Annotated in this window: 20 protein-coding genes; 12 read left to right on the forward strand and 8 right to left on the reverse strand. The window is 46.0% G+C overall.

Translation table 11 applies throughout. From position 1 onward, the window contains the following. The first annotated feature begins 5 nt into the window (after positions 1-5). Together pnuC and EYQ95_RS10580 are read left to right on the forward strand one after the other, a co-directional pair. The gene (gene pnuC / locus EYQ95_RS10575; protein ID WP_111915772.1) at positions 6-599 is read left to right on the forward strand and encodes a nicotinamide riboside transporter PnuC; all 594 of its coding nucleotides are present in this window, start codon (positions 6-8) and stop codon (positions 597-599) included. Next, positions 560-1,414, forward strand: a complete 855-nt coding sequence (locus EYQ95_RS10580) for an aminoglycoside phosphotransferase family protein (RefSeq protein WP_111915771.1) — start codon at positions 560-562, stop codon at positions 1,412-1,414. Before pnuC ends, EYQ95_RS10580 begins: the two co-directional genes overlap by 40 nt. A gap of 32 nt (positions 1,415-1,446) precedes the next feature. On the opposite strand, the gene EYQ95_RS10585 is transcribed toward EYQ95_RS10580, so the two are convergent. Beyond that, on the reverse strand, positions 1,447-2,250 hold the full coding sequence (locus tag EYQ95_RS10585; protein WP_111915770.1) for a flagellin: 804 nt from the start codon (positions 2,248-2,250) through the stop codon (positions 1,447-1,449). A gap of 43 nt (positions 2,251-2,293) precedes the next feature. Next, positions 2,294-3,052 carry a hypothetical protein gene (locus EYQ95_RS10590; RefSeq protein ID WP_111915769.1) on the reverse strand — a complete coding sequence of 253 codons (759 nt, stop codon included), beginning with the start codon at positions 3,050-3,052 and terminating at the stop codon, positions 2,294-2,296. Between the two features lie 117 nt (positions 3,053-3,169). On the opposite strand from EYQ95_RS10590, the gene EYQ95_RS10595 reads away from it, so the two are divergent. Next, positions 3,170-4,498 carry an MFS transporter gene (locus tag EYQ95_RS10595; RefSeq protein ID WP_111915768.1) on the forward strand — a complete coding sequence of 443 codons (1,329 nt, stop codon included), beginning with the start codon at positions 3,170-3,172 and terminating at the stop codon, positions 4,496-4,498. Here the strand turns inward: EYQ95_RS10595 and EYQ95_RS10600 are convergent. From EYQ95_RS10600 to EYQ95_RS10615, 4 genes are all read right to left on the reverse strand, one after another. Further along, complete coding sequence (locus EYQ95_RS10600; RefSeq protein WP_207916356.1) at positions 4,495-5,418, reverse strand: rhodanese-related sulfurtransferase; 924 nt, start codon at positions 5,416-5,418, stop codon at positions 4,495-4,497. The two genes, EYQ95_RS10595 and EYQ95_RS10600, sit on opposite strands and share 4 nt — an antisense overlap. A 65-nt stretch (positions 5,419-5,483) precedes the next feature. Beyond that, complete coding sequence (locus EYQ95_RS10605; protein WP_111915766.1) at positions 5,484-5,957, reverse strand: Dps family protein; 474 nt, start codon at positions 5,955-5,957, stop codon at positions 5,484-5,486. Between the two features lie 116 nt (positions 5,958-6,073). Continuing rightward, a complete protein-coding gene (locus tag EYQ95_RS10610; protein ID WP_111915765.1) occupies positions 6,074-7,888 on the reverse strand; it encodes an ExeM/NucH family extracellular endonuclease in 1,815 nt (604 codons plus the stop codon). Between the two features lie 82 nt (positions 7,889-7,970). Beyond that, the gene (locus tag EYQ95_RS10615) at positions 7,971-9,131 is read right to left on the reverse strand and encodes a chorismate mutase (RefSeq protein WP_111915764.1); all 1,161 of its coding nucleotides are present in this window, start codon (positions 9,129-9,131) and stop codon (positions 7,971-7,973) included. Between the two features lie 214 nt (positions 9,132-9,345). On the opposite strand from EYQ95_RS10615, the gene udk reads away from it, so the two are divergent. From udk to EYQ95_RS10630, 3 genes are all read left to right on the forward strand, one after another. Beyond that, positions 9,346-9,978 (forward strand): uridine kinase, encoded by a 633-nt coding sequence (gene udk / locus EYQ95_RS10620; protein WP_111915763.1) that lies wholly within the window; start codon positions 9,346-9,348, stop codon positions 9,976-9,978. 34 nt (positions 9,979-10,012) lie between these two features. After that, positions 10,013-11,224: a NupC/NupG family nucleoside CNT transporter gene (locus EYQ95_RS10625; RefSeq protein WP_111915762.1), complete on the forward strand. Its 1,212-nt coding sequence runs from the start codon at positions 10,013-10,015 to the stop codon at positions 11,222-11,224. A gap of 137 nt (positions 11,225-11,361) precedes the next feature. Further along, entirely contained in the window at positions 11,362-12,027 is a 666-nt protein-coding gene (locus EYQ95_RS10630) for a phospholipid-binding protein MlaC (RefSeq protein ID WP_111915761.1), read from the forward strand. Between the two features lie 58 nt (positions 12,028-12,085). On the opposite strand, the gene EYQ95_RS10635 is transcribed toward EYQ95_RS10630, so the two are convergent. Beyond that, positions 12,086-13,081 carry a hypothetical protein gene (locus tag EYQ95_RS10635; RefSeq protein WP_132327486.1) on the reverse strand — a complete coding sequence of 332 codons (996 nt, stop codon included), beginning with the start codon at positions 13,079-13,081 and terminating at the stop codon, positions 12,086-12,088. Between the two features lie 138 nt (positions 13,082-13,219). On the opposite strand from EYQ95_RS10635, the gene gorA reads away from it, so the two are divergent. From gorA to EYQ95_RS10650, 3 genes are all read left to right on the forward strand, one after another. Then, positions 13,220-14,584: a glutathione-disulfide reductase gene (gorA, locus tag EYQ95_RS10640; RefSeq protein ID WP_111915759.1), complete on the forward strand. Its 1,365-nt coding sequence runs from the start codon at positions 13,220-13,222 to the stop codon at positions 14,582-14,584. A 195-nt stretch (positions 14,585-14,779) separates the two neighbouring features. After that, entirely contained in the window at positions 14,780-16,126 is a 1,347-nt protein-coding gene (locus EYQ95_RS10645; RefSeq protein ID WP_111915758.1) for a sodium-dependent transporter, read from the forward strand. Between the two features lie 142 nt (positions 16,127-16,268). Continuing rightward, on the forward strand, positions 16,269-16,901 hold the full coding sequence (locus tag EYQ95_RS10650) for a peroxiredoxin (protein WP_111915757.1): 633 nt from the start codon (positions 16,269-16,271) through the stop codon (positions 16,899-16,901). A gap of 46 nt (positions 16,902-16,947) precedes the next feature. Here the strand turns inward: EYQ95_RS10650 and EYQ95_RS10655 are convergent, their stop codons facing one another. Beyond that, the gene (locus tag EYQ95_RS10655; protein WP_111915756.1) at positions 16,948-17,622 is read right to left on the reverse strand and encodes a DNA-3-methyladenine glycosylase I; all 675 of its coding nucleotides are present in this window, start codon (positions 17,620-17,622) and stop codon (positions 16,948-16,950) included. 103 nt (positions 17,623-17,725) lie between these two features. Between EYQ95_RS10655 and EYQ95_RS10660 the strand changes: the two genes are divergently transcribed. Genes EYQ95_RS10660 through EYQ95_RS10670 form a run of 3 tightly spaced genes read left to right on the forward strand, consistent with a single transcriptional unit; the run spans position 17,726 to position 21,145 of the window. After that, positions 17,726-19,321, forward strand: a complete 1,596-nt coding sequence (locus EYQ95_RS10660; protein ID WP_111915755.1) for a serine hydrolase — start codon at positions 17,726-17,728, stop codon at positions 19,319-19,321. Further along, a complete protein-coding gene (locus EYQ95_RS10665; protein WP_111915754.1) occupies positions 19,318-20,412 on the forward strand; it encodes a sensor histidine kinase in 1,095 nt (364 codons plus the stop codon). Before EYQ95_RS10660 ends, EYQ95_RS10665 begins: the two co-directional genes overlap by 4 nt. 34 nt (positions 20,413-20,446) lie before the next feature. Then, complete coding sequence (locus EYQ95_RS10670; protein WP_111915753.1) at positions 20,447-21,145, forward strand: LytTR family DNA-binding domain-containing protein; 699 nt, start codon at positions 20,447-20,449, stop codon at positions 21,143-21,145. Positions 21,146-21,188: the final 43 nt, after the last annotated feature.

A 21,188-nucleotide genomic window follows, 5' to 3' on the forward strand; every position in this document is an offset into this window, starting at 1 on the left:
AACACATGAATGATATTCTTGGGTATTTACTTTCGTATGAAGCGCTAGCAGTGGTGTTAGCGCTCACTTACGTTATACTGGCAATTAAACAAAGCCTTTGGTGTTGGCCAGTAGCTGCATTTAGCGCTTCCATTTACGTGATTTTGTTCATGGAGAGTCGCTTGTACATGGAAGCCTTACTACAGGGTTGCTATGTACTCATGGCCGGGTATGGGTTATGGCAGTGGAAATTTGGTGAACGTGGTGAGGATTCACTGGTCATAAGTACCAAAGGCTGGAAGTGGCACATTGGTTTTATCGCAGGTATTGCTGTTGCGTCGGTGTTGGTTGCTTACTATATGCAAACCTACACGCGGGCCGACTCGGTTATGTTAGACACGTTTACTACCGTGGCTAGTTTAGCTGTGCAGTGGATGGTCGCGAAGAAGATACTTGAGAATTGGTTGTACTGGATAGTTATCGATGCGTTTTATGTTTACTTGTTTGCAACAGAAGGCTTTTGGCTCACAGCGCTATTGTACAGCGCGTTTTTGGTTATGGCCGGATATGGATATAAGCAATGGCAAGCACAATTAAAACCATCTGGAAGCGAAGCCTGAATATGGTGAGTCAAAACGGTTTTCCTCGCCAGTGTCTAGATAAGCTAGTCGCTGGTGGGCCATGGAAAATCGAACCGATTGGAAATCAATTGGCCAACCGTACTTGGGTGCTTAGTAATGGTGAGAAACGTTATTTGGCTAAGCAGTTTCGTTACGAGGAAGCATTTTCTCGTGACATGGAGCAAGTGCTGGCGCTAGAACACTATGTTGCTGAGCAGTCGTTAGGGCCTGAGGTTGTGCTTTCTGTTCGAGAAGACCGCGTGGTTATCTACGACTACTTGGAAACTTCAATGTTTGACGTGGTGCATGAAGAGGAACTTCAACTTCGCGTGCTTGGTCGAGCGCTTGCAGGTGTACAACGCCTAACGCCAAACCTACCTCGTTGGTCTTTGCGTGAGCGGCTTTATTTATATTGCGATGCACTAGAAGAGAGTTCACCGGCATTAGCGAAGCAATTAAAGCACGATTTACACGAGTCAGAAGATTTGCTTACACTTTGGGAAAATGGCCCGCATGTGTTTTGTCACCTCGACTTAAGCATGGATCATATCTTCTTGAATCCGCATTTGAGAATTATTGATTGGGAATACGCTGGGTATTCACACCCTGCCTTTGATGTCGCCATGGCCGTGGTGATGAACGACTTATTTGAAAATGAGATTGATGTGTTCTTAGATGAGTACAATCAATACTCGAAGTTCAACATGTCCCGAGAAGAGCTACCCGACTGGATAAGATTGGTCGCGTTGGTGAACCGTATCTGGTTCAAGGTTCAGCAAAGCCTGCAGAAAAAAAGCGCCAACTCTTCCAAGTAGGCGCTCTTTAATCACTTTCATTTGCGGTTGGGTTAGCCGCCTAATACAGACAATACCTGTTCGTTCCGTGCATTCGCTTGCCCTTGTACCGAAATGGCTGCGCTTTGCTGGATTTGGCCTTGAATGTTTTCAGCTGTACCCATTGCGTAATCTAAGTCTTGTATACGAGAACGAGCTTCTTGCATATTAATATCGGTGTTATTCAAGTTACGAGCCGCAGACTCGAATTGATTTTGAACCGCACCAAGGTCAGCACGCTGAGAAGAAATGTTTTCTTGCAGCGAATCGAGCTCGCCTAGCAAGTTGTCGCGAGACTCTGGATCAGTTAGGTCGATGTTATCAAGACCTGAAAGCTGTCCGCTTACGTCTTGCAAATCGATGGAAATGGTTTGGCCTGCACTGCTACCCACCAAGAACTCTTGGCTACTATCAGAAGTGAGCAAAGGTTTACCCGCAAACTCAGTTCTTTCTAGGGTTTGGTCGATATTGCCGCGAAGTTGATCGATTTCACTTTGCAATGCTTGACGGTCAGAGTCGTTGAGTGCTCCATTGCCAGCTTGCAACGTGAGTTCACGAATACGGTTAACGTCGTCGTTCACGTTTGCCAAACCGCCTTCCGCAACTTGCGCCATAGAAATGCCATCGTACGCATTGCCCATAGAACGCTGGTAAGCGTTACTTTCGGCAGTAAGACGCTCGATAATTTGAGAAGCTGCAGCATCGTCAGCGGCGTTTTCTACACGCTTACCTGAAGCTAGCTTACGTAAACGCTCGGTTTGTTGCTCTTGAATCTGTTGCAGCAAACTTTGCGTATTTTGTGTGCTTTCAATTTTCATAGACTCCCCCTACTTTGAGTCATGGTATGCCCAAACAACGAATCTAAGTTAGTAAACTTACAGCAAAAGCTTGCGAAATATTCGCTTGGCTTTGTGTCACAAAGGCCCCACTTTGTGAGATTTGTTGTTGAATCTCTTGCGCTTGAGTGCTTGCTTGTTCCAGGCTAGATACTTGTTCACGGGCTCTGTCTATTTCATCCGTGTCATTTTGCGCAGCCTGCGCACTCGCGAGAAAGTCTTCTCGACTTTCTACAAAGTCGCCTCGTTGTTGCTGAGCCGACTCTTGAAACTGTTCAAAGCCTTCTTCACTTTGCTCTAGTGATTCAGCGTCTGAAATATCAATTTCGTTAATGAACGACGCTTCATCTTGTAACGCAGAGAATGAATCTCTGATGTCTCTTTGCGTGCCGGTCTCGTTGTCCGAGCGCTCGATAAGTGAAGAAAACCGCTCGTTTAACTCATCTCGTTGCGTATTAAAACGCGACTCGATATCTGCTCGTTCTTCGTCGGTTAACGAAGTGTCGGAAGCTTGAGAAGCTAGGTCGCGTAGCTCCGAAACTCTAGACTCTAGATCTTCGCTAGCAAATGCTGCACTGCCAGATTCGATAGCATTAGAACGCGCTTCAGTGAATCTGCTTCTCTGTTCATCCACAAGTGAACCTAGTCTCTCATTGGCTAATTCGAGACCTGGATTTGTCAGAGACGTAGTTAATTCGTTATTGTTCGAGCCAGGTGATACCAAGCTGCGATTGTTGACGAATTGAACCAAGCCGCTAAACATATCGTAGTTAGACACTTGCATGAACGCCTCCTAGTTAAACGTGGCGTACTCTTTAGTATATAAAAAAATGCCGCTTTGGACAATTTTTGAGCGGGATTATTAATCTTCGAAAAAAGAGATACTTATAGTTGAGGAACCATGAACGACCAAAATAGAGCATGGACAACACGTGTTTATCGATACTTGGTAGACGAGGAAGACGCTAGAGTATGTCGTGATATTCCAGACGAGGCTTGTAACGCTCAGCCCAAGTCGTTTGTATTACATATACTCGCTTTAGTACTCACTAAATTGGGTGACTCACTCGTTTCCGCACGTCTTATTTTACCTTGGTTAATGACCGCTTCTGGGGCTCCAGGTTTTCTCATTGCATGGTTGGTACCGCTTCGGGAGTCTATGGCGTTGCTACCTCAGCTTCTCGTGGCTCAAAAGCTACGAGAACAACCTATTCGTAAATGGTTTTGGGTCATCGGTTCTTTAGGACAGTGTGTTGGTTTAATCGCTATGTTACTGGCGGTGCTTTATACAGAAGGAACGGTACTCGGTTGGAGCATTATCGGCGCATTGCTGTTTTTCAGCTTGTCGCGAGGCGTATGCTCGGTGGCCATCAAAGACGTGATGGGGAAAACCATTTCCAAATCTCGAAGAGGTCGATTAACTGGAAACGCCTCTAGCGCGGCGGGTGTGCTTACTCTATTGGTGGCGCTATTGATTATTGCGTTCCCAGAACTAACGGAGTCTAGCGCAGTGTTTTACAGCTTGCTTGGCGGCTCTGCTCTTTTATGGTTAGTTGCAGCAACTATTTATAGCTTTGTGCCGGAAACTCCGGGCGCTACCGAAGGTGGAGGAAATGCTGGCGCCGAAGCTATTAAGTCTTTGTCATTGCTTGTAACCGACAGCCATTTTCGCAAGTTTGTTATGACTCGAGCCTTGTTAGTCTCTTCTGCGTTTTCAATTCCATATATCGTGGTATTGGTGCAACAGCAAGACCAGTCGACGTTGTCTACGCTGGGTGGTTTAATGCTCGCAAGTGGGGCTGCAGGCATGGTCGCTGGTCGCTTCTGGGGGAGCTGGGCAGACAAAGCTAGTCATCATGTGATGGCTGCTGCTGCGTGGCTTGCGAGTGCTATTATGGTACTTACCGTTGTATTGGCATCGTTCAACGCTGCATTGCTTGGCAATATATTCGTAGCTTCAGCGCTAATTTTTAGTGCGGCAGTTGCGCACCAAGGGGCAAGAATAGGGCGTACCACTTATTTGGTAGACATGGCTACGCAGGAAAACAGAGCTCAATTTACCGCTGTAAGTAATACTTTAATTGGAGTGATTTTACTGTGCGGTGGTGTACTTGGGGCGCTTGATTATTGGCTGGGGACGCTTTCGGTTCTTGTTTTTTTAGCTTTGCTTGCGATTCTCGCAGGAGGGCAGGCTTTACGCCTACCCTCGGTATCCGAGTCTAACGATTAACCTTCTAAGCGGCCGTCGCGAATGTGTTTTTCTCCGCGCGCTTTGGCGAGTTGAATCTGACGTTCGCGCTCCGCATAACGGGCTTTTTGATCGGGGGTGGTTTTGTCGTAGCAATGTGGGCAGCTAACGCCTTTCTGGTATTGGTCCGAAGCCATTTCTTCTTCGGTAATAGGCATACGGCAAGCGTAGCATTGGTCGTAAGTGCCTTGTTCTAAGCCGTGCTTCACGGTTACGCGTTGGTCGAAAACGAAACACTCGCCTTTCCACATGCTCTCTTCAGCAGGCACTTCCTCGAGGTATTTTAAAATACCACCCTGTAAGTGATAAACCTCGTCAAAGCCTAAACCTTTTAAATACGCAGTCGACTTCTCACAGCGAATACCCCCAGTGCAGAACATCGCCACCTTCTTGTGTTCACCTTTATTTAAGTGCTCTTCCACGTATTTCGGGAATTCACGGAAGGTTACAGTTTTTGGGTCAACGGCGCCTTCAAATGTACCTACAGCAACTTCATAGTCGTTGCGAGTGTCGATAAGCAGTACATCTGGATCTGAAATTAAATTGTTCCATTCACTTGGCTTTACGTAGGTACCTACTAGGTTTTTAGGATCAACCCAGTCTACGCCAAGCGTAACGATTTCTTTTTTCAGCTTCACTTTTGTGCGGTAAAAAGCCTGAGTTTCGCTCGGAGATTCTTTGTGTTCTACGTTTTCAAGCCTTGGGTCTGAACGTAGCCAATTAAGCACCGCGTCAATACCTTCACGGGTACCGCAAATGGTGCCGTTTATGCCTTCGCGAGCGAGAAGAAGCGTACCTTTAACGTCATGTTTAGCCATAACTTGGTACAGGGGATCTTGAAGATCGGAATAGTTATCGAGCTCTACAAATTTGTAAAGCGCCGCGCAAATATAGTTCATCATATTTTCCTTCAGCTATCTGAATCGCAAATTCAGAGCAATTAAAATCGCGGCGCATTATACAGGATTTAGCCCAAGTATGAAGTGAGCATCCACGCTGTTTTTTCTTGTTCTTTGATGTAGTCACTCATCAAAGAAGCTGTACCTTCGTCATCAAGGCTACCCGCTTGCTCAAGAATGTCGCGCTGCAGAGCTATAAGTACTTTGTACCCTTCAAGCAGCTCTACCACACACTCTCTGCCATCTACTACGTCGGTCGCTTCTTTAATTTCGCTTCCCTTAAGGTAATGGCTGTAGCTGTGTTCTGGCTTTTGACCAAGGGTTAAAATACGCTCGGCAATTTCGTCTATTTTGAGCAGCAAGTCGTTGTAGGTTTCCTCGAATTTCGCATGTAGTTCGAAGAAGCGCTCGCCGCGCACGTTCCAATGAAAACCTCGAACATTCATATATAGCACTTGGTAGTTCGAAAGCAGTTCGTTTAGCTTCTCCGTAAGTTGCTTCGCACCTGACTGATCTAAACCAATAACATTAAGTTGTTTCATAATTCGCTCCTTCCAATTCAATAATTCAACAATAACAAATTCTTATTGCAACTTAACGCGACTGTATTGAATCCTTTTAATCGATTTTCCCAATTAAAACCTCATCTTCTGTATGGTTATTGAGGTAGCTGAATTGAGTTTATCTCAATCACTACTGGGTCATGATCAGAGGAACGGTATGGCGTTGGCGCATACAGCGTGTTCTGTTGGCGCGGCGACTTATAACGCAGCGAATACTGCAGTGCTATGGCTTCATCAGCGTTGATGTTCCAAAAGTCTATGCCTTTTACTGCATCCATCATAGAACCGTGGGTCAAAATATGGTCTAAACTGCCCATTTCTCCACGATAAATGTAGCTATAGCCTTCAGGTGCAAGACGATTAGCAATATTGATGTAATTGTATTGGCGAAGCTCCATCATGGGGTCTTCCATTGCATAAGCATTGAAGTCGCCAAGCAATATTGTGTTGCGTGTATCTATGCCAGTTGGGTTGTTACGTAACCAGCGAGCTAGAGCAACCGAAGTTTCTGTGCGTAAAGCGTTCCAACAACCCTGGCCATCACCGCGGTTAGCGTTGGCGTCGGTGCTGCTGTCTGGGCAACTACCCTTCGACTTAAAGTGGTTAGCAACAACCGTAAACATACGCTGATTGCTATTCACACGGAAAGTTTGAGCGAGTGGAGGGCGACTGCCCCAAGCGAACGGGCCTTCGGTATTTGCTGCTGCAGTTCCCGCTTCAGAAACTTTGTCTGATCGGTAAATTAATCCTACAGCAATAGCGTCACCACCAATGCGATTCATTTCTGGAATTACATAGGAATAGCGCGCACCTGCAGGAGCCGCATTTTGCAGGCCTCGAACCAAGTCGGCTATTGCGCTTTGGCTTGAAAATCCGTCATTCTCGATTTCCATAACGCCATATACGTCTGCATCAATGTCTAGCATGGCTTGAATAATTTTTTGTCTTTGGCGTTCGAACTCTTGTGCTGACTGCGCGCCTCGCGCTGTTGGGAAGCCACCGCCCATGCCGTCGCCGTTGAAGTAGTTCAACACATTAAAAGCCGCTACTCGAATATCACCTGTACCTGGTAAAGAAGGCTCCGCAGTGCGCGGATTAGTTGGCTCTACGATAGGCTCTTCAATTGGGTGGATATGATAATTGCTACCTATTTTAACGAGTACGCCTTCAATACCGGTAATCGTGTCACCAGCTCTCACGGTGTTATTCGCGCTGAGGCCAGCTGCCGGGTATGGAATAGGCTCTGGGTTTTCTTCCAGAGAGCCGTCATCTAAAACAATACGGCGCAGGAAGTTATAGGTAGAGTGGTCACGTGCAGGAAGTCCGGGCATCGTAATTTGAGTAGGAATCCATAGACGTTCTGTAGCAATATCAAGTGTGCCATGACGAGCCAGGTTGTAATTGCCAATCACGGTCATAGGTTGAGCTATGCGAATTCGTTGATGAAGCAAATTGTCTAACTGCGCAACGTAGTCAAATGGTAATTCCATAGGAACTACGCTGTAAGACTGGTTGCTCGCACAAACCGTAACGGCGGTAAGGTCAGAAATTTGTAGACCGCCAGCATACTCACCTTTAGTACCTTCGATACGTACTCGATCACCTGGACGCACATTGCGGCTCGCTTCACTACTTTGCACGAAAGTAGCGGGACGTGGCACAGTTAATGTTTGTCCCGGCTCTTGAATAAAAAAGCCACCTAGCTCGTCTTCATCCTGAAATGTAGCGCTTACAACGCCTTCCACTATGACAACGTCGTCAAGATAACGAGTAATGCGGTCGATAGGTACCGACTGCCCTCCGCAGCGCTGCGCGATAGGAATACTATTGGGGTCGACAGGTGTTGAACCGCATGCTGCAAGCAATAATGCAGTGGTGAAACTAACGATAAGGTAACTAAACTTTCTCATGACCAGACCTTTTCTATCTGATAATTAATAATTTATAGGGCAAGTATCGCATATCTGCGCGCCGTTCGCTGCTCCGAGATAACTAGGAAAATTCCCGCTCGGTGATCGGAGCGTGTGTAGCTTTGATACGTTCGTCGGGATAGCACCCGAGTACTTTGACAAAACGAGTGATGGTGCTGAGTTCTTTCAACGCGGCTTCCCACTGTGTAGATGCACTATTGACCAACACATCGACATAAAATAATTCTTCCCACGGATTCCCGGGCATTGGGCGTGACTCAAGTTTGGTCATGTTAATGTCGTGCGCTCTCAAAATAAGTAAAGCGTCTACCAACGAGCCGGGCTGATTATGTGTAGCCATAATTAAACTGGTTTTAGACGGTAATTGCGACGGCACACGCAGCGGATCGCGGCTTACAACGATGAATCGTGTATGGTTTTCTTTCTGATTCGCCATACTGTCTGCGAGCGCGAATAGGTCGTATAAGGCACCGCCGCTTTGTGGACCAATTGCCGCGAGAGTGGGGTCGTTGCTGTCAGCAACTAACTTCATTGCATGAGCAGAAGACGCACAAGCCTGCAGCTCTACACCATTTAGCCGCTGTAAGAAGGAAGAACATTGCGTCAGTGCCTGTGGATGAGCATAGATTTTTTTAATGTTCTCAATGCTAGCTTCAGATGTAGACAGCAAATGATGGTCGACTGGTAAATAAGCTTCACCAATAATATGCAGGTGTGTATGGCGCAGTAGGTCGTAAACATCGTTAATTGAACCTGAAGATGTGTTTTCTATAGGCAACACGCCTAATGTAGTTCTGCCGTCTTCTACCGCAGCCACCACGTCCTCAAAAGTTTCACAAGATAACCCTTGTAAACTGCAATTGCGTCGGGTGGCGTAACTTTGCGCGGTTAAGTGAGAGTAAGAGCCCGGCATACCAAGGTGTGCAATGGCAAGCTGCCCGCGTTCGTCACCTTGTTGAATCCAGGCGTGCTGCGTAAGTACCGAGTCTTCAATAATAATGTGGTACAAACGCGTGAGGTAGCCGGGGTCGAGGCCCATGTCGCGCCCCTGCTCCATAAGTTTCATGAGTAACTCTGCCTCGCGGCCCGTGTCGCGAACCAAGCCCTCATGTTTCGCTTTATTACGGGCAACGTCTAGTGCTAGCTGCCTGCGTTTCGCTAAACATTGCAGTAACTCAGAATCGAGAGACTCAATTTGTTCGCGTAGTGCTTTTAATTCCATTCTTGCTTCCTAGATTCTTCTTGTTTAGAAAATGCAGGCTTGTTCTGTTGAAAACTTATTGGGCTTACCTTCGAGGATAAACGAAGCCGTGTTTTTCTGCTACTTGCATGAGCGAATTATTAAGCGAAGGAAAATTTACTGTTTATAAATGGCCTCGAATTGGGGATAATGCGCACCAATTGTGTATAAAATCTAATTCTCGGAAGGATTGTTCGTGGGTAAAACAACGATCATCGCGATAGCTGGCCCTTCGGCTTCTGGAAAAAGCCTCTTTGCTTCAACTGTTTATCAAGAGTTGGTGGCAGAACTAGGGGGTGAACGTATTTCGGTATTGTCGGAAGACGCGTATTACCGAGACCAAAGCCACCTTGCGTTTGAACAGCGTGTACTTACCAACTATGACCATCCGAGTGCATTTGAGCATGAATTATTAGAGCAGCATTTACAGCAGCTTCGCACGGGTGAAACTGTGGATATGCCACAGTATAGTTACCGTGAGCATACGCGTATGGAAGAAACCATTCAGGTTACTCCAGCTCGCGTAGTGTTAGTTGAAGGTATTTTGCTACTTAGTGATCCCAAGCTACGTGAGCAATTCGATATTTCAGTGTTTATGGACACGCCGCTAGACATTTGTTTATTGCGTCGTATTAATAGAGATATTGAAGAACGTGGCCGCAGTTTGAATGCGATTACTGAACAATATGAAACGTATGTACGTCCCGCATTTTTTGAGTTTATTGCCCCTTCAAAGCACTATGCTGATTTGGTAGTAACGCGAGGCGGGCAAAACGAGATAGCGATAGATATTATTAAAACAAAAATTCGTCAGCTACTCGCAGAGTAATCTCGCTTGGCGTAGAAAAGTTTAGGGAATAATTATGATCGGCCTAATCGGCATTGTATTTTTGCTTGGCGTGGCATACGCCTTTTCATCTGCACGTAAAAGCATTCGCTGGAGAACAGTTGGGGGCGCGTTTGCCATTCAGTTGGGTTTAGCCGCATTTGTGTTATACATCCCGTTCGGACAAGACGTGCTCTATAGCATGTCAAACGGTGTATCTACGGTAATTGGCTACGCAGACGCGGGTTTTGCCTTCTTGTTCGGTGACATTGGTGCGTACTCACAAGGCTTTATTTTTGCTATCCACGTGCTGGGCGTTATCGTATTTTTCTCGGCGTTAATTTCTATTCTTTACCATGTTGGTGTGATGGCTTGGGTTATTCGCCTGATTGGTGGTGGACTACAAAAGCTATTAGGCACCAGCAAACCTGAGTCTTTGTCGGCGGCTGCGAATATCTTCGTAGGCCAAACTGAAGCTCCATTGGTTGTAAGGCCTTATATTCCCACGATGACTCGTTCTGAATTATTCGCAGTAATGGTGGGTGGACTTAGTTCTGTTTCAGGATCGGTGCTTGCAGGTTATGCCGGTATCGGTATTGAGCTTAAGTACCTTATAGCAGCTTGTTTCATGGCTGCACCTGGTGCGCTATTAATGGCTAAAATTATTATGCCAGAAACAGAAGAGCCGGTAAGCGAACTGCCTAATGCTCCAACCGAAGAGCGTCGGGCGAATGTTATCGACGCCGCAGCGTCTGGAGCTTCGAGCGGTATGCAACTTGCGATGAACGTCGGCGCAATGTTACTTGCGTTTGTGTCTTTAATCGCACTTGTGAACGGTATTCTCGGCGGCGTTGGTGGTTGGTTCGGGCTAGAATCGCTCACGTTACAGCAAATCTTTGGCTACATCTTCCAGCCATTGGCTTGGATTCTTGGCGTGCCGTGGGAAGAAGCTCAGCTAGCAGGTAGCTTTATTGGACAAAAGCTGGCCATCAATGAGTTTGTGGCGTATCTAGACTTTGCGAATTACAAAGAAGACTTAAGTGCGCGTTCGCAAGTAATTATCACCTTTATGCTTTGTGGTTTTGCAAATATTTCGTCAATTGCCATCTTATTAGGTGGTCTGGGCGGAATGGCTCCGAGTCGTCGTAAAGATATCGCTCAATTAGGCGTTCGCGCTTTGCTGGCAGCCACTTTGGCGAATTTCATGAGTGCCACGATTGCAGGCGTATTTTTTACACTCGCTAGCTAGGGAGCCCCAAATCTTGACGATTTGTTACAGTTTCTGCACTAGACGCCTGAAAAGATGTGAACCAAAATAGTGTATCTTCCGAATATAGGTAGTCCTTTTTATTCAGGGCTACCTTTCGAGCCTTTTTGGAGTAGTGAATGAAATCTTTTCTTTTAGCCATGGTAGTTGCAATCTCGAGTGTAGTAGCACCGGTTGCAATGGCTACAGAAACCCAGAACCCTTACCAATTGCTGCAAGGCATTGCCGAGGAAGTTGTGGATCGCATTACCAACGAACGTTCAGAAATCACAGAAAATCCGAATTATTTACGGAGCATTCTTGCTGAGGAGCTTCTGCCACATACTGACCATGAATTCGCGGCGCGTATGGTGCTGGGGCGAAATTGGCAGCGTTTAGAGCCTGCACAACAAGACCTATTTGTTACCGTATTTCGCGATTACCTTGTGACCACTTACTCAAAAGTATTCACACAATTCGACGAAACTAAGCACTCTTTAACTTTTGGTCGTGAAGAAGACTACGCAAATGAACGCCGTGTTGTTGTTCGCGCACAGCTTGTTGAAGAAGGCGGGCGTCCACCTGTGCGTTTAGACTTTCATTTACAGCGTCGTACGCCAGAGTCACCATGGCTCGCTTATGACCTGGTAGCGGAAGGCGTAAGTATGCTGAATGCTCAGCAGTCAGAAATTCAAGCGTCATTAAGGCAGCGTGGTTTCCAAGGCACAATTGAACTACTTCAAGAACGCGCTAATGCGGACATCGACTTAGACGAAGAAGTAGATTTGGAAGGTTTAGACGACTAACCAAGAGCGGTAGAATAAATAAAAGGTGGCTTAGGCCACCTTTTTTATTGCTCAGTGTTTACTGTGCTCCGTACCACATCGCAATTTCAATACCGAACATCCATTGCTGTTGACGGCGCTCTTCTGGGAGCTCTCTGGGCCAATGCATACCGCCCCAAAATTCCAAATAAAGCCAGTCACGGAAAAATTCTTGGCGGTGAATAAACCGGAACCCTGCGTCGCGTAAAGGAATTTGTTGGCTAGACTGACCTCGAGTAAAGAGTTCAGCTGCAATAGCCTTTTCTTCTGAATAGAGATGATAAAGCGCGGCTATAGTTGCCCAACGAACACCTTGAGTGCGTTCTGCATGGGTGCCGTCTAGCGTAATGCGTGCAAGCCAGGCTTCACGCATACTTGCTTCCCAGTCGAGTCTTTGGTTTACACCGAAGCCGTCACTGTCACGCCAAAACAGCGTCGAACGTAACCGTAACTGCGAGAAATCGGTCATGCGCCGTTGCCACAAATAACGAACCTGCGCGTAAGGGTCGAGATCTAAACCACCTCGAATACCTGCGCTGAAATAAAACCTATTGGTTTCGCCTTGGTTGGGGTTGAAGCCCAAACCAAGAATCCACTCTTCGTCTTCTCCCGAGTCAATTACAGAGTTACGGAATTGGTCCGGCTCGTCGGTAACTACATCGTCGAAATTACCGCGACCTACAATTGCGGAAAAGCGCTCCTCAGCTTGGGGAAGTTTGAACTCAGCACGAAAGCTCGACTTCACTTCCCAGCCATCGTATTGACTCCATTGAGGTTCAATCGTAAGGCGCCCTTGAGAGTTATAGCTGTCCTCAAAACGCCGACTGTTACCGAAGAAGCGGTCGAACCAACGGGCAGTGTTGTCTACGGTGTTCTCTACTCCGCCTTTGAAGTTATCTATCCAATGAGGCGGAGTTTCTTGTTGCTCGGTCTGAGCCTCACCTTCTTCCGACTCGTTGTTTTGTGATTGCGCGAAAGTACCGCCAGATGCGGTATAAAGTAACAAGCTTAAAAGTAGTGTTAGTCGGCGTAACATCAATGTTAAAAGTCTATACTTCGAGTTCATTATTTAAAGCTTGCCGCAAAGAATCGTTTATTGCTAGAGAAAAAGTCGATTTGCAGCGCCTTTCACACAATGCGATCATAGGTTTTTATTTTTGCTGTAGAGAACAATATGAGTGCAACAAAACATTTTGACTATTTAAGTATAGGCGCAGGTAGCGGCGGTATAGCGTCGGCAAACCGAGCTGCGATACGCGGTGCGAAGGCTGCTGTTATCGAAGCGAAGTCGGTCGGTGGAACGTGTGTGAACGTTGGATGTGTACCTAAGAAGGTGATGTGGTACGGCGCCCATATTGCAGAAGCAGTTAAATACTCGGAAGCATATGGTTTTGAACTCGACCAGCAAGGTTTCGACTGGGCGACACTTGTGGCTAACCGAGAAGCTTATATAGAGCGCATTCATGGCGCCTACCATCGTGGCTTCGAAGGCAATGGCGTGGAATTTATCGAAGGTTTCGCTCGCTTTGTTGGACCCAATGAAGTTGAAGTGAACGGTGAACGTATTACTGCAGACCATATCACTATAGCAGTGGGTGGCAGAGCCACTATTCCTGATGTACCAGGAGCAGAGCACGGTATCGACTCAGACGGTTTCTTTGCGCTAAAGCAGCAACCGAAGAAAGCGGTAGTTGTGGGCGCAGGGTATATAGCTGTAGAAATAGCGCAGGTTTTGGGGGCTTTAGGAACCGATACGCACCTACTTGTGCGTCATGACCGTCCATTGCGTAACTTTGACCACGACATTATTTCTCGCTTAATGCAGCGTATGGAACAAGATGGTCATCCGCACCTTCACAAGCACTCTGAGGTTGCTCGAGTAGAAAAACATGACGATGGAAGCCTTTCTGTTATGACTGTGTCAGGCCAAGTTATCGACCACGTCGACTGTTTGATTTGGGCAATTGGTCGCGAGCCAGTTACGGATAAAATTAACTTGTCTGCTGTCGGTGTTGAAGCCGACGAGCAAGGTTATATTCGCACTGATGAGTATCAGAACACTAATGTAAAGGGCATTTATGCCGTCGGTGACATTACTGGGGAAGCGCAACTTACTCCTGTGGCGATTAAAGCGGGCCGGTTACTTGCCGAGCGTCTGTTTAATCCGCAAATGTCAAACGCAAAAATGGATTACAGCCTGATTCCTACCGTGGTTTTCAGCCATCCTACGATTGGAACTATGGGACTCACTGAGGAAGAAGCTGTAGACATGCATGGTAAGGAAAACGTGAAAGTTTATACCTCTAATTTCGCGGCCATGTATAACGCAATAACACCGCACAGAGCATTAAGTACCTTTAAGCTTATTTGCCTAGGCGAAGAAGAGAAGGTTATTGGTATTCATGGCATTGGAGAAGGCATGGATGAAATACTCCAAGGCTTTGCTGTAGCTATGAAAATGGGTGCAACAAAAGCGGACTTTGATGCCACTGTTGCTATCCATCCAACCTCTGCTGAAGAGTTTGTTACCTTAAGATAATTTCGGAAACAGGAGGGTGATGAGCGTCTCATCGCCCTCAGAACTGCTCCGACCTGCCTGCAACCTGTCGACAATATTCACGCTGATATCGCTTGAGCCCTTTTAATTCCTGTCGATTCGTAATAGTCTGCTGTGTTCTTAAATGAGCAGTCATTACAAAAAATATAATCGCACATAATAAAAGAGCGCAGTTTTATGACAACAACAAGCGATAACAGAGGAACTTGGGGTTCTAAAATAGGGTTTATTCTAGCCGCGTCGGGTTCAGCCGTCGGTTTAGGAGCTATTTGGAAGTTTCCATATATAGCCGGCCAAAACGGTGGCGGTGTATTCCTACTAGTTTATCTTGCCTGTGTATTTACCGTGGGTATCGTAATGATGCTTTCGGAAATGATGATCGGGCGTACCACGAAAAAGTCTGCTACTTCTGCATATAAAGAGTTGGGCGGAAAGCACTGGCGTATGGCCGGGTGGATAGGCGTAGCCTGTGTATTCCTCATTCTTGGCTTTTATTCCGTTGTAGGTGGCTGGACCATTGCCTATATTGTGGAAGCCTTCCAAGGTGATATTTTAATTACCGACGGCGCAGAACTAGAAAAAGCTTTTGGCGACTTCATTGGAACGCCGTTTAGCAGTATTAGCTATACCTTTATTTTCCTATTTTTCACTGCGGCAATCGTAATTGCAGGTGTTCAGTCGGGTATTGAACGTATCTGTAAGGTGCTAATGCCAGCATTGTTTATTCTCATGCTGTTCTTAGCTATTCGCACCTTAACGCTGCCTGGAGCAATGGACGGCCTAGTTTACTTGGTGACTCCAGACTGGTCGAAGCTTTCGGTGAGAATGGTACTCGATGCCTTAGGTTTAGCCGTTTTCTCGTTGTCTGTAGGTGCAGGCTTAATGCTGGCGTACGGTTCGTACTTACCTAAAGAAACGCGAATCGTAAATTCAGGACTATGGATTGGCTTGCTTGCCATTATCGCTGCGGTTCTTGCTGGCACCATGATTTTGCCAGCGGTATTCGCTTTTGGTGTAGACCCAGCTGCAGGCCCCGGTCTGACGTTTATTACAATGCCAGCTCTTTTCGCACAGATGGCAGGAGGTCAGATTTTCGCGGTACTGTTCTTCTTCTTATTGCTATTTGCAGCCATTACGTCTTCTATTTCTATTTTGGAGCCGGCAGTTGCGTTCCTTATCGATGAATTTGGTATTCGTCGTAAAGTGGCAACCTTTGCAGTAGCTACCGCAAATTTCTTAGTGTTAGGAATTCCTGCTGCATTGTCGAACGGACAATATGTGGAGCACATGATGTTGTTTGGCAAATCGCCTTTCGATTTAATGGACTTCATAGCTTCGAATATACTTATGCCTCTCGGCGGCATGCTTGCAGCTGTATTTGTGGGTTGGAAAGCTTGGCCTAGAATTCGCAATATCCTAGATGACGAATGTCCACCATGGTGTGTTCACTTGTTTAGGTTTATCGCCGGCGTATTGTCGCCAGCGTTGATTGCAGCCGTAACTTATTTCCTTATTTTCGGCTAACAAAGAACAATTCCAAAAGGCACCGCAAGGTGCCTTTTTTATAACTCTCTGTTGTTGGTTATTGCGAACGGTTATTTGGAATTGTGGCTAATCGTACCTATGTTTAAGGTACCTCTACATACATCAATGAGAGATCTACGTTATGGCATTAAGAATTGGCGATACAGCTCCAAATTTTGAGATAGAAACAACACAAGGCAAGGTTAATTTTCACGACTGGGCTAAAGGCTCTTGGGTTTTCTTTTTTAGTCATCCAGCAGACTACACGCCGGTATGTACAACAGAAATGGGGCGTACTGCTAAGTTAGCGCCAGAGTTTGCAAAACGTAATGTGAAGCCTTTGGGATTGTCTACCGATACGGTTGAACAACATAAAGGTTGGATTAACGACATCAACGACACACAGGAAACTATTCTCGAATTTCCTATTGTTGCTGACAAAGAGCGTAAGGTTGCTGAACTTTACGACATGATTCACCCGAATGAAGATCAAAATGCGACTATTCGTTCGGTATTTATTGTCGACCCTTCTCATAAAATACGTCTTACGATGACTTACCCAATGACGGTAGGTCGTAATTTTGACGAAATTCTGCGGGTGATTGATGCATTGCAAACCACAGACGCTCAAGAGGTTGCTTGTCCGGCAGACTGGCGACCCGGTGATGACGTTATTATTCGCCCAACGGTAAGCAATGAAGATGCAAAAACTAAGTTTCCGCAAGGTTGGAAAGAGTTACGTCCCTATTTGAGATTCACACAGATAGAAAAATAAAGAGGAAAAAATGGACCGCCGAGCGGTCCATTTATCTATTTGCAAGTTATGCACGCGCATCAAGAGTCATGGAAAGTATTCTTGAGAGGTGCGCATAAGGAAGGCCTGACTCTTCGTGCCACTGGTTAAATACGGCTTGTATTTGCTTTAACCCTGTTTGCGAAGCTGGGTTAGCGTCAATCAGTCTATGGTTCTCTAGGGCAGTTATAACGTCTGGTGAAGTAATAAATCCGTCCCAACCTTGCATGCGCAAAAAGAACTGAGAAGTCGCTCCACCAAGCCGGGACCCGTTCTTTTTAAGCCACTTGAGTAAACCTGCTTGGTCGTGCGAAGGCCAATTTGCAAGAAAGGCACCAAAGCTGCCATGACTTTCTACGACTTCCATAATCATAAAAGCGTTCTGCGGCACTGTGGCAATTTTTTGTAGGTTGCGCACAATTCTTGTGTCTCGACCCAGTTCTTCAATGATCTCAGGAGGCACTTGTTGCCAATAACGTGGAATAAATCCTTTGAACGCTTCTTCAAAGCCAGGCCATTTTTGATCGATGATTCTCCAAACAAACCCAGCTCTGAAAATGCAGCGTGTCATGTCCGACAGTATACGGTCGTCTGATATTGCTGAAATTTGGTCAGGAGTCGCTAGCTTCGGTAAGCGTTGAGAAATAGCCTCTTCGCTTCCTTTCCGTTCGAGTGCGCGCTGGTAAAAGTCGCTAAATTTCATGAATATTCCCGTTGGTCATGTAGGTTTACCGTTCGTCATAAATTTTCCAATGCCTTGAAAATAAGGACTATGCTAGGCTCAACTCAAATAAAGGAGCAATATTATGACTAAGGTGCAAAAACTTTTAAAAACTATTGCAGTGGCTGCGGTAGTTTTATCACCACTTACTGTAAGTGCCAATGATCTTGACGGAATTTGGCGTGGCAAGATGGAAATACAGCAAGGCGTATACATGGCCATAGGGATTCAAGTAGACGGTGATAAAGTGTCTTTGCAGAGCCCGAACCAGGGTATGTTTGGACGCACACCAACGAATTATGAAGTTTCTGAAAACCAGGTGATATTCTCGGATACTGAATTGAGTATTCAATTTGAAGGAAACTTAGAGAACGGCGTTCTACAAGGTGAGTTTATTCAAGGGCGCACTTATGAATTTCCGTTAAATAAGCTGGATGCTGAAGATATCAGTCGTATGGAATCTTTTGAGGGGCGATACGCAGGTGATTTGGTGCTGAACGGTCGATCTACTTTACCCCTCGTGCTCAACATTGCGGTACTTGCAGACGGTTATTTAGCAACTTTAGACAGCCCAGAACAACAGAGTTATGGCATTCCAATTTCAGATTTGGAAGTTTCAGATTCGACGTTGTCTTTCAATTCCCCGATGATTCAAGCGAGTTATGAAGGTGAGTTTAATGGAGAGTTATATGAAGGCCGATTCTTGCAGGGGCAAGCGAGAGTTCTTAATTTAAAAAAGTTTCAACGCGGTGAGCCTCTAGCCGCAAGTACAAATCAATTAGAGGTAGGGACATACGGTGGCGCGGTTGCGGTAATCACTCCCGACGGCACCGAAACATCTTACTACGGTGAGCACAGTGCTGAATCTCTGTTTGAGATAGGTTCGGTCACGAAAACTATGGTGGCTTATTTATTGGCGCACGCCTTGGAAGATGAGCAGGTTGATGAGCAAACCAAGCTTACTCGATTTTGGCCAAATGCAGGTGTCGAGCCAACATTGGTGTCGCTTTCTACGCATCATAGCGGTATTCCAAGACTGCCGGAAAGCTTGCTACCCACAGCAGATCCGAACGACCCATATGCCCATTTTGGTGCTACTGAACTTGAAAATGCTTTGAATGCGTTAGAGCCAAGTGCGCCGGAATACGAGTACTCTAATTTTGCGGTGGGTGCGCTAGCTGAGGCGGTAGCGCAGGTTTACCAGAAGACTTTCTCTGTGCTTATACAAGATATGCTGTTTGCAGAGGCGGGCATGACTTCAAGCTATGTGGCTTTGCCTAGCATTAACGCTTCTGAATACTTGGTTACAGGGTACTCGCTTGCAGGAGATCCTGTTCCCAACTGGAACTTTGATGCGCTAGCTGGGGCGGGGGCTGTGGTGTCTTCGTTACCAGACATGGTGCGTTACGTAGAATTCGTCAGCCAAGGGTATAACGATAACAACCCGATTATTCGCAATATGCTTACACCTCGAGTGCAGTTGAGCGATAGTTTAGGGCAAGCTTTGGGCTGGATGATCACAACAGATGAAAACGGCAAGCAGTATGCTTGGCATAACGGACAAACAGCAGGCTTTAGTAGTTTTGTTGGCTTCTATTTAGACGGTTCGCGTGCTGTGGTCATTTTGAATAACCAGTCTATTTCTATAAATGAAGAAGCTATGGAGCTTTTGAAGCAGTGATAGATTCAAAATACTATCGGTTCTACCAAGCCGGCGGCTGGTTCGCGATGTACTCACTTATTGTGGGCTCTCTGTACCTGACCCCGGCTTTTAACGCTCTTGAATTCTTTTTTGCTTTTGTTTTGCTGGCAACTGCAGGACTTTATTCTCACGGAATGCGGTTTGGCTATAAGCAATGGGTGAACAGTGCTCCATTCTGGGTGCAGGGTTTATACTTTCTTGTTAATGCTATCGTTGGTTCTAGCCTTGCAGCGTTGGTTCTTTTTTCTGTAGTTTATATTTTCTCGTTGATGGGAATAGTCGATGCTTTAGTACCTGGGCAAATTCACTTCGTGTTCCAACATATATTTTGGGGCAATGCGATAAATATGTTTATTGCGCTTGTGTTATGGAGTGCGTTTTATCTTATTACCATTAAAGCTAGAGCGGTGAGAGACACAGGGGAAGCTTTGGCGAGCAGCCAATTAGAAGCTTTAGTTCAGCAATTAAACCCACATTTTCTCTTCAATATGATGAACAATATTCGCGCACTCATTTTAGAAGACCCAGAAAAAGCAAGACTGGCACTTGCGCAGTTAGCCGACATGCTGAGGTATAGCCTAAAACAGCATGAAAGCCGCGAGGTGACAGTCACCGAAGAATTGGAGATTGTTTCTGAGTATGTTGATTTGTGCCGTATTCAGTTTGAAGACCGATTGCAATTTGAAACTGAGATTTCAGAATCTCTATTAGCGGCGCGTGTGCCGAGAATGCTATTACAATTGTGCGTTGAGAATGCCATTAAGCATGGAATATCCAAACGTTCAGAAGGTGGGACAATTTCGATTGCTATGCGTGAGCTAGAGGGTCAATGGCTAGAAATTTTTGTTACGAATCCATGCCCAGCCAGTTCATCTTTGTCCCCTGCAGGAGCTTCAGAAAAAGATAAAACGACTCGTATTGGACTCAGGAATATACGTGAGCGCTTAAATCTGCTCTACAAACAGACTGAAGTGCGGCTGAGCTTTAAACCCGTGTCGGAAGGATATGCAATGGCTGAAACATATATTGTTATTCCTCTTCTTTTTTCCGAAGATAACATTTCTCCATAGGAACATTGCTCCATAGGAACACAGGAATTGTGAAATGCGTATAGCTATCGTCGATGACAGCCGGTTAGCGAGACTGGAACTGAAAACGCAAATTGATGCGTTACCAGATGAGTTCGACATTGTCGGCGAGGCTGACTCGGTTGCGTCAGCAGTCGATCTAATTAACCGAGTAGACATCGATGTCGTGCTGCTCGATATCGACCTTCCCGATGGGAACGGTTTTGACGTACTCGAGAAGGCGAGCAAAGTACCTCAAGTTATTTTTGTGACTGCCTTCAACGAATACGCCATAAAGTCGTTTGAAGTGAACGCCCTTGACTATTTACTTAAACCCACCCGAGCTGAACGTTTACAGCAAGCCTTAGCAAAAGTAGATGATGCCGTGGAAGAACGACGGCTAGAGCCTGAAAAGAGAATCTTTATCAAAGACCGAGATAAATGCTTTTTTGTGAGTGTGGGCGAAGTACAAGCCTTTGAAGCCATGGGAAACTACACGCGAGTTCATTTAGACAAAGACAAGCCTTCAGTATACCGGCCTATCAGTAGCATTGAGTCGCGTGTCGACCCCGAGGTGTTTTTTAAAGCCAGTCGCAGCTGGTTAGTGAATACTAACTTTATCGCGAATATAGAGCCGGCAATTAGTGGCGGTTTTGACCTTGAGCTTACAAATGGTTCTAAGTTAGCGATTTCAAAGCGGCAAGCCGCCGAATTTAAAAAGAAATGGTCGCTTTAGAAATGCAGCAAACGTGCCGATAGTAACTATAATGAAGTAATCC

The organism is Lysobacter sp. N42 (assembly GCF_004344885.1).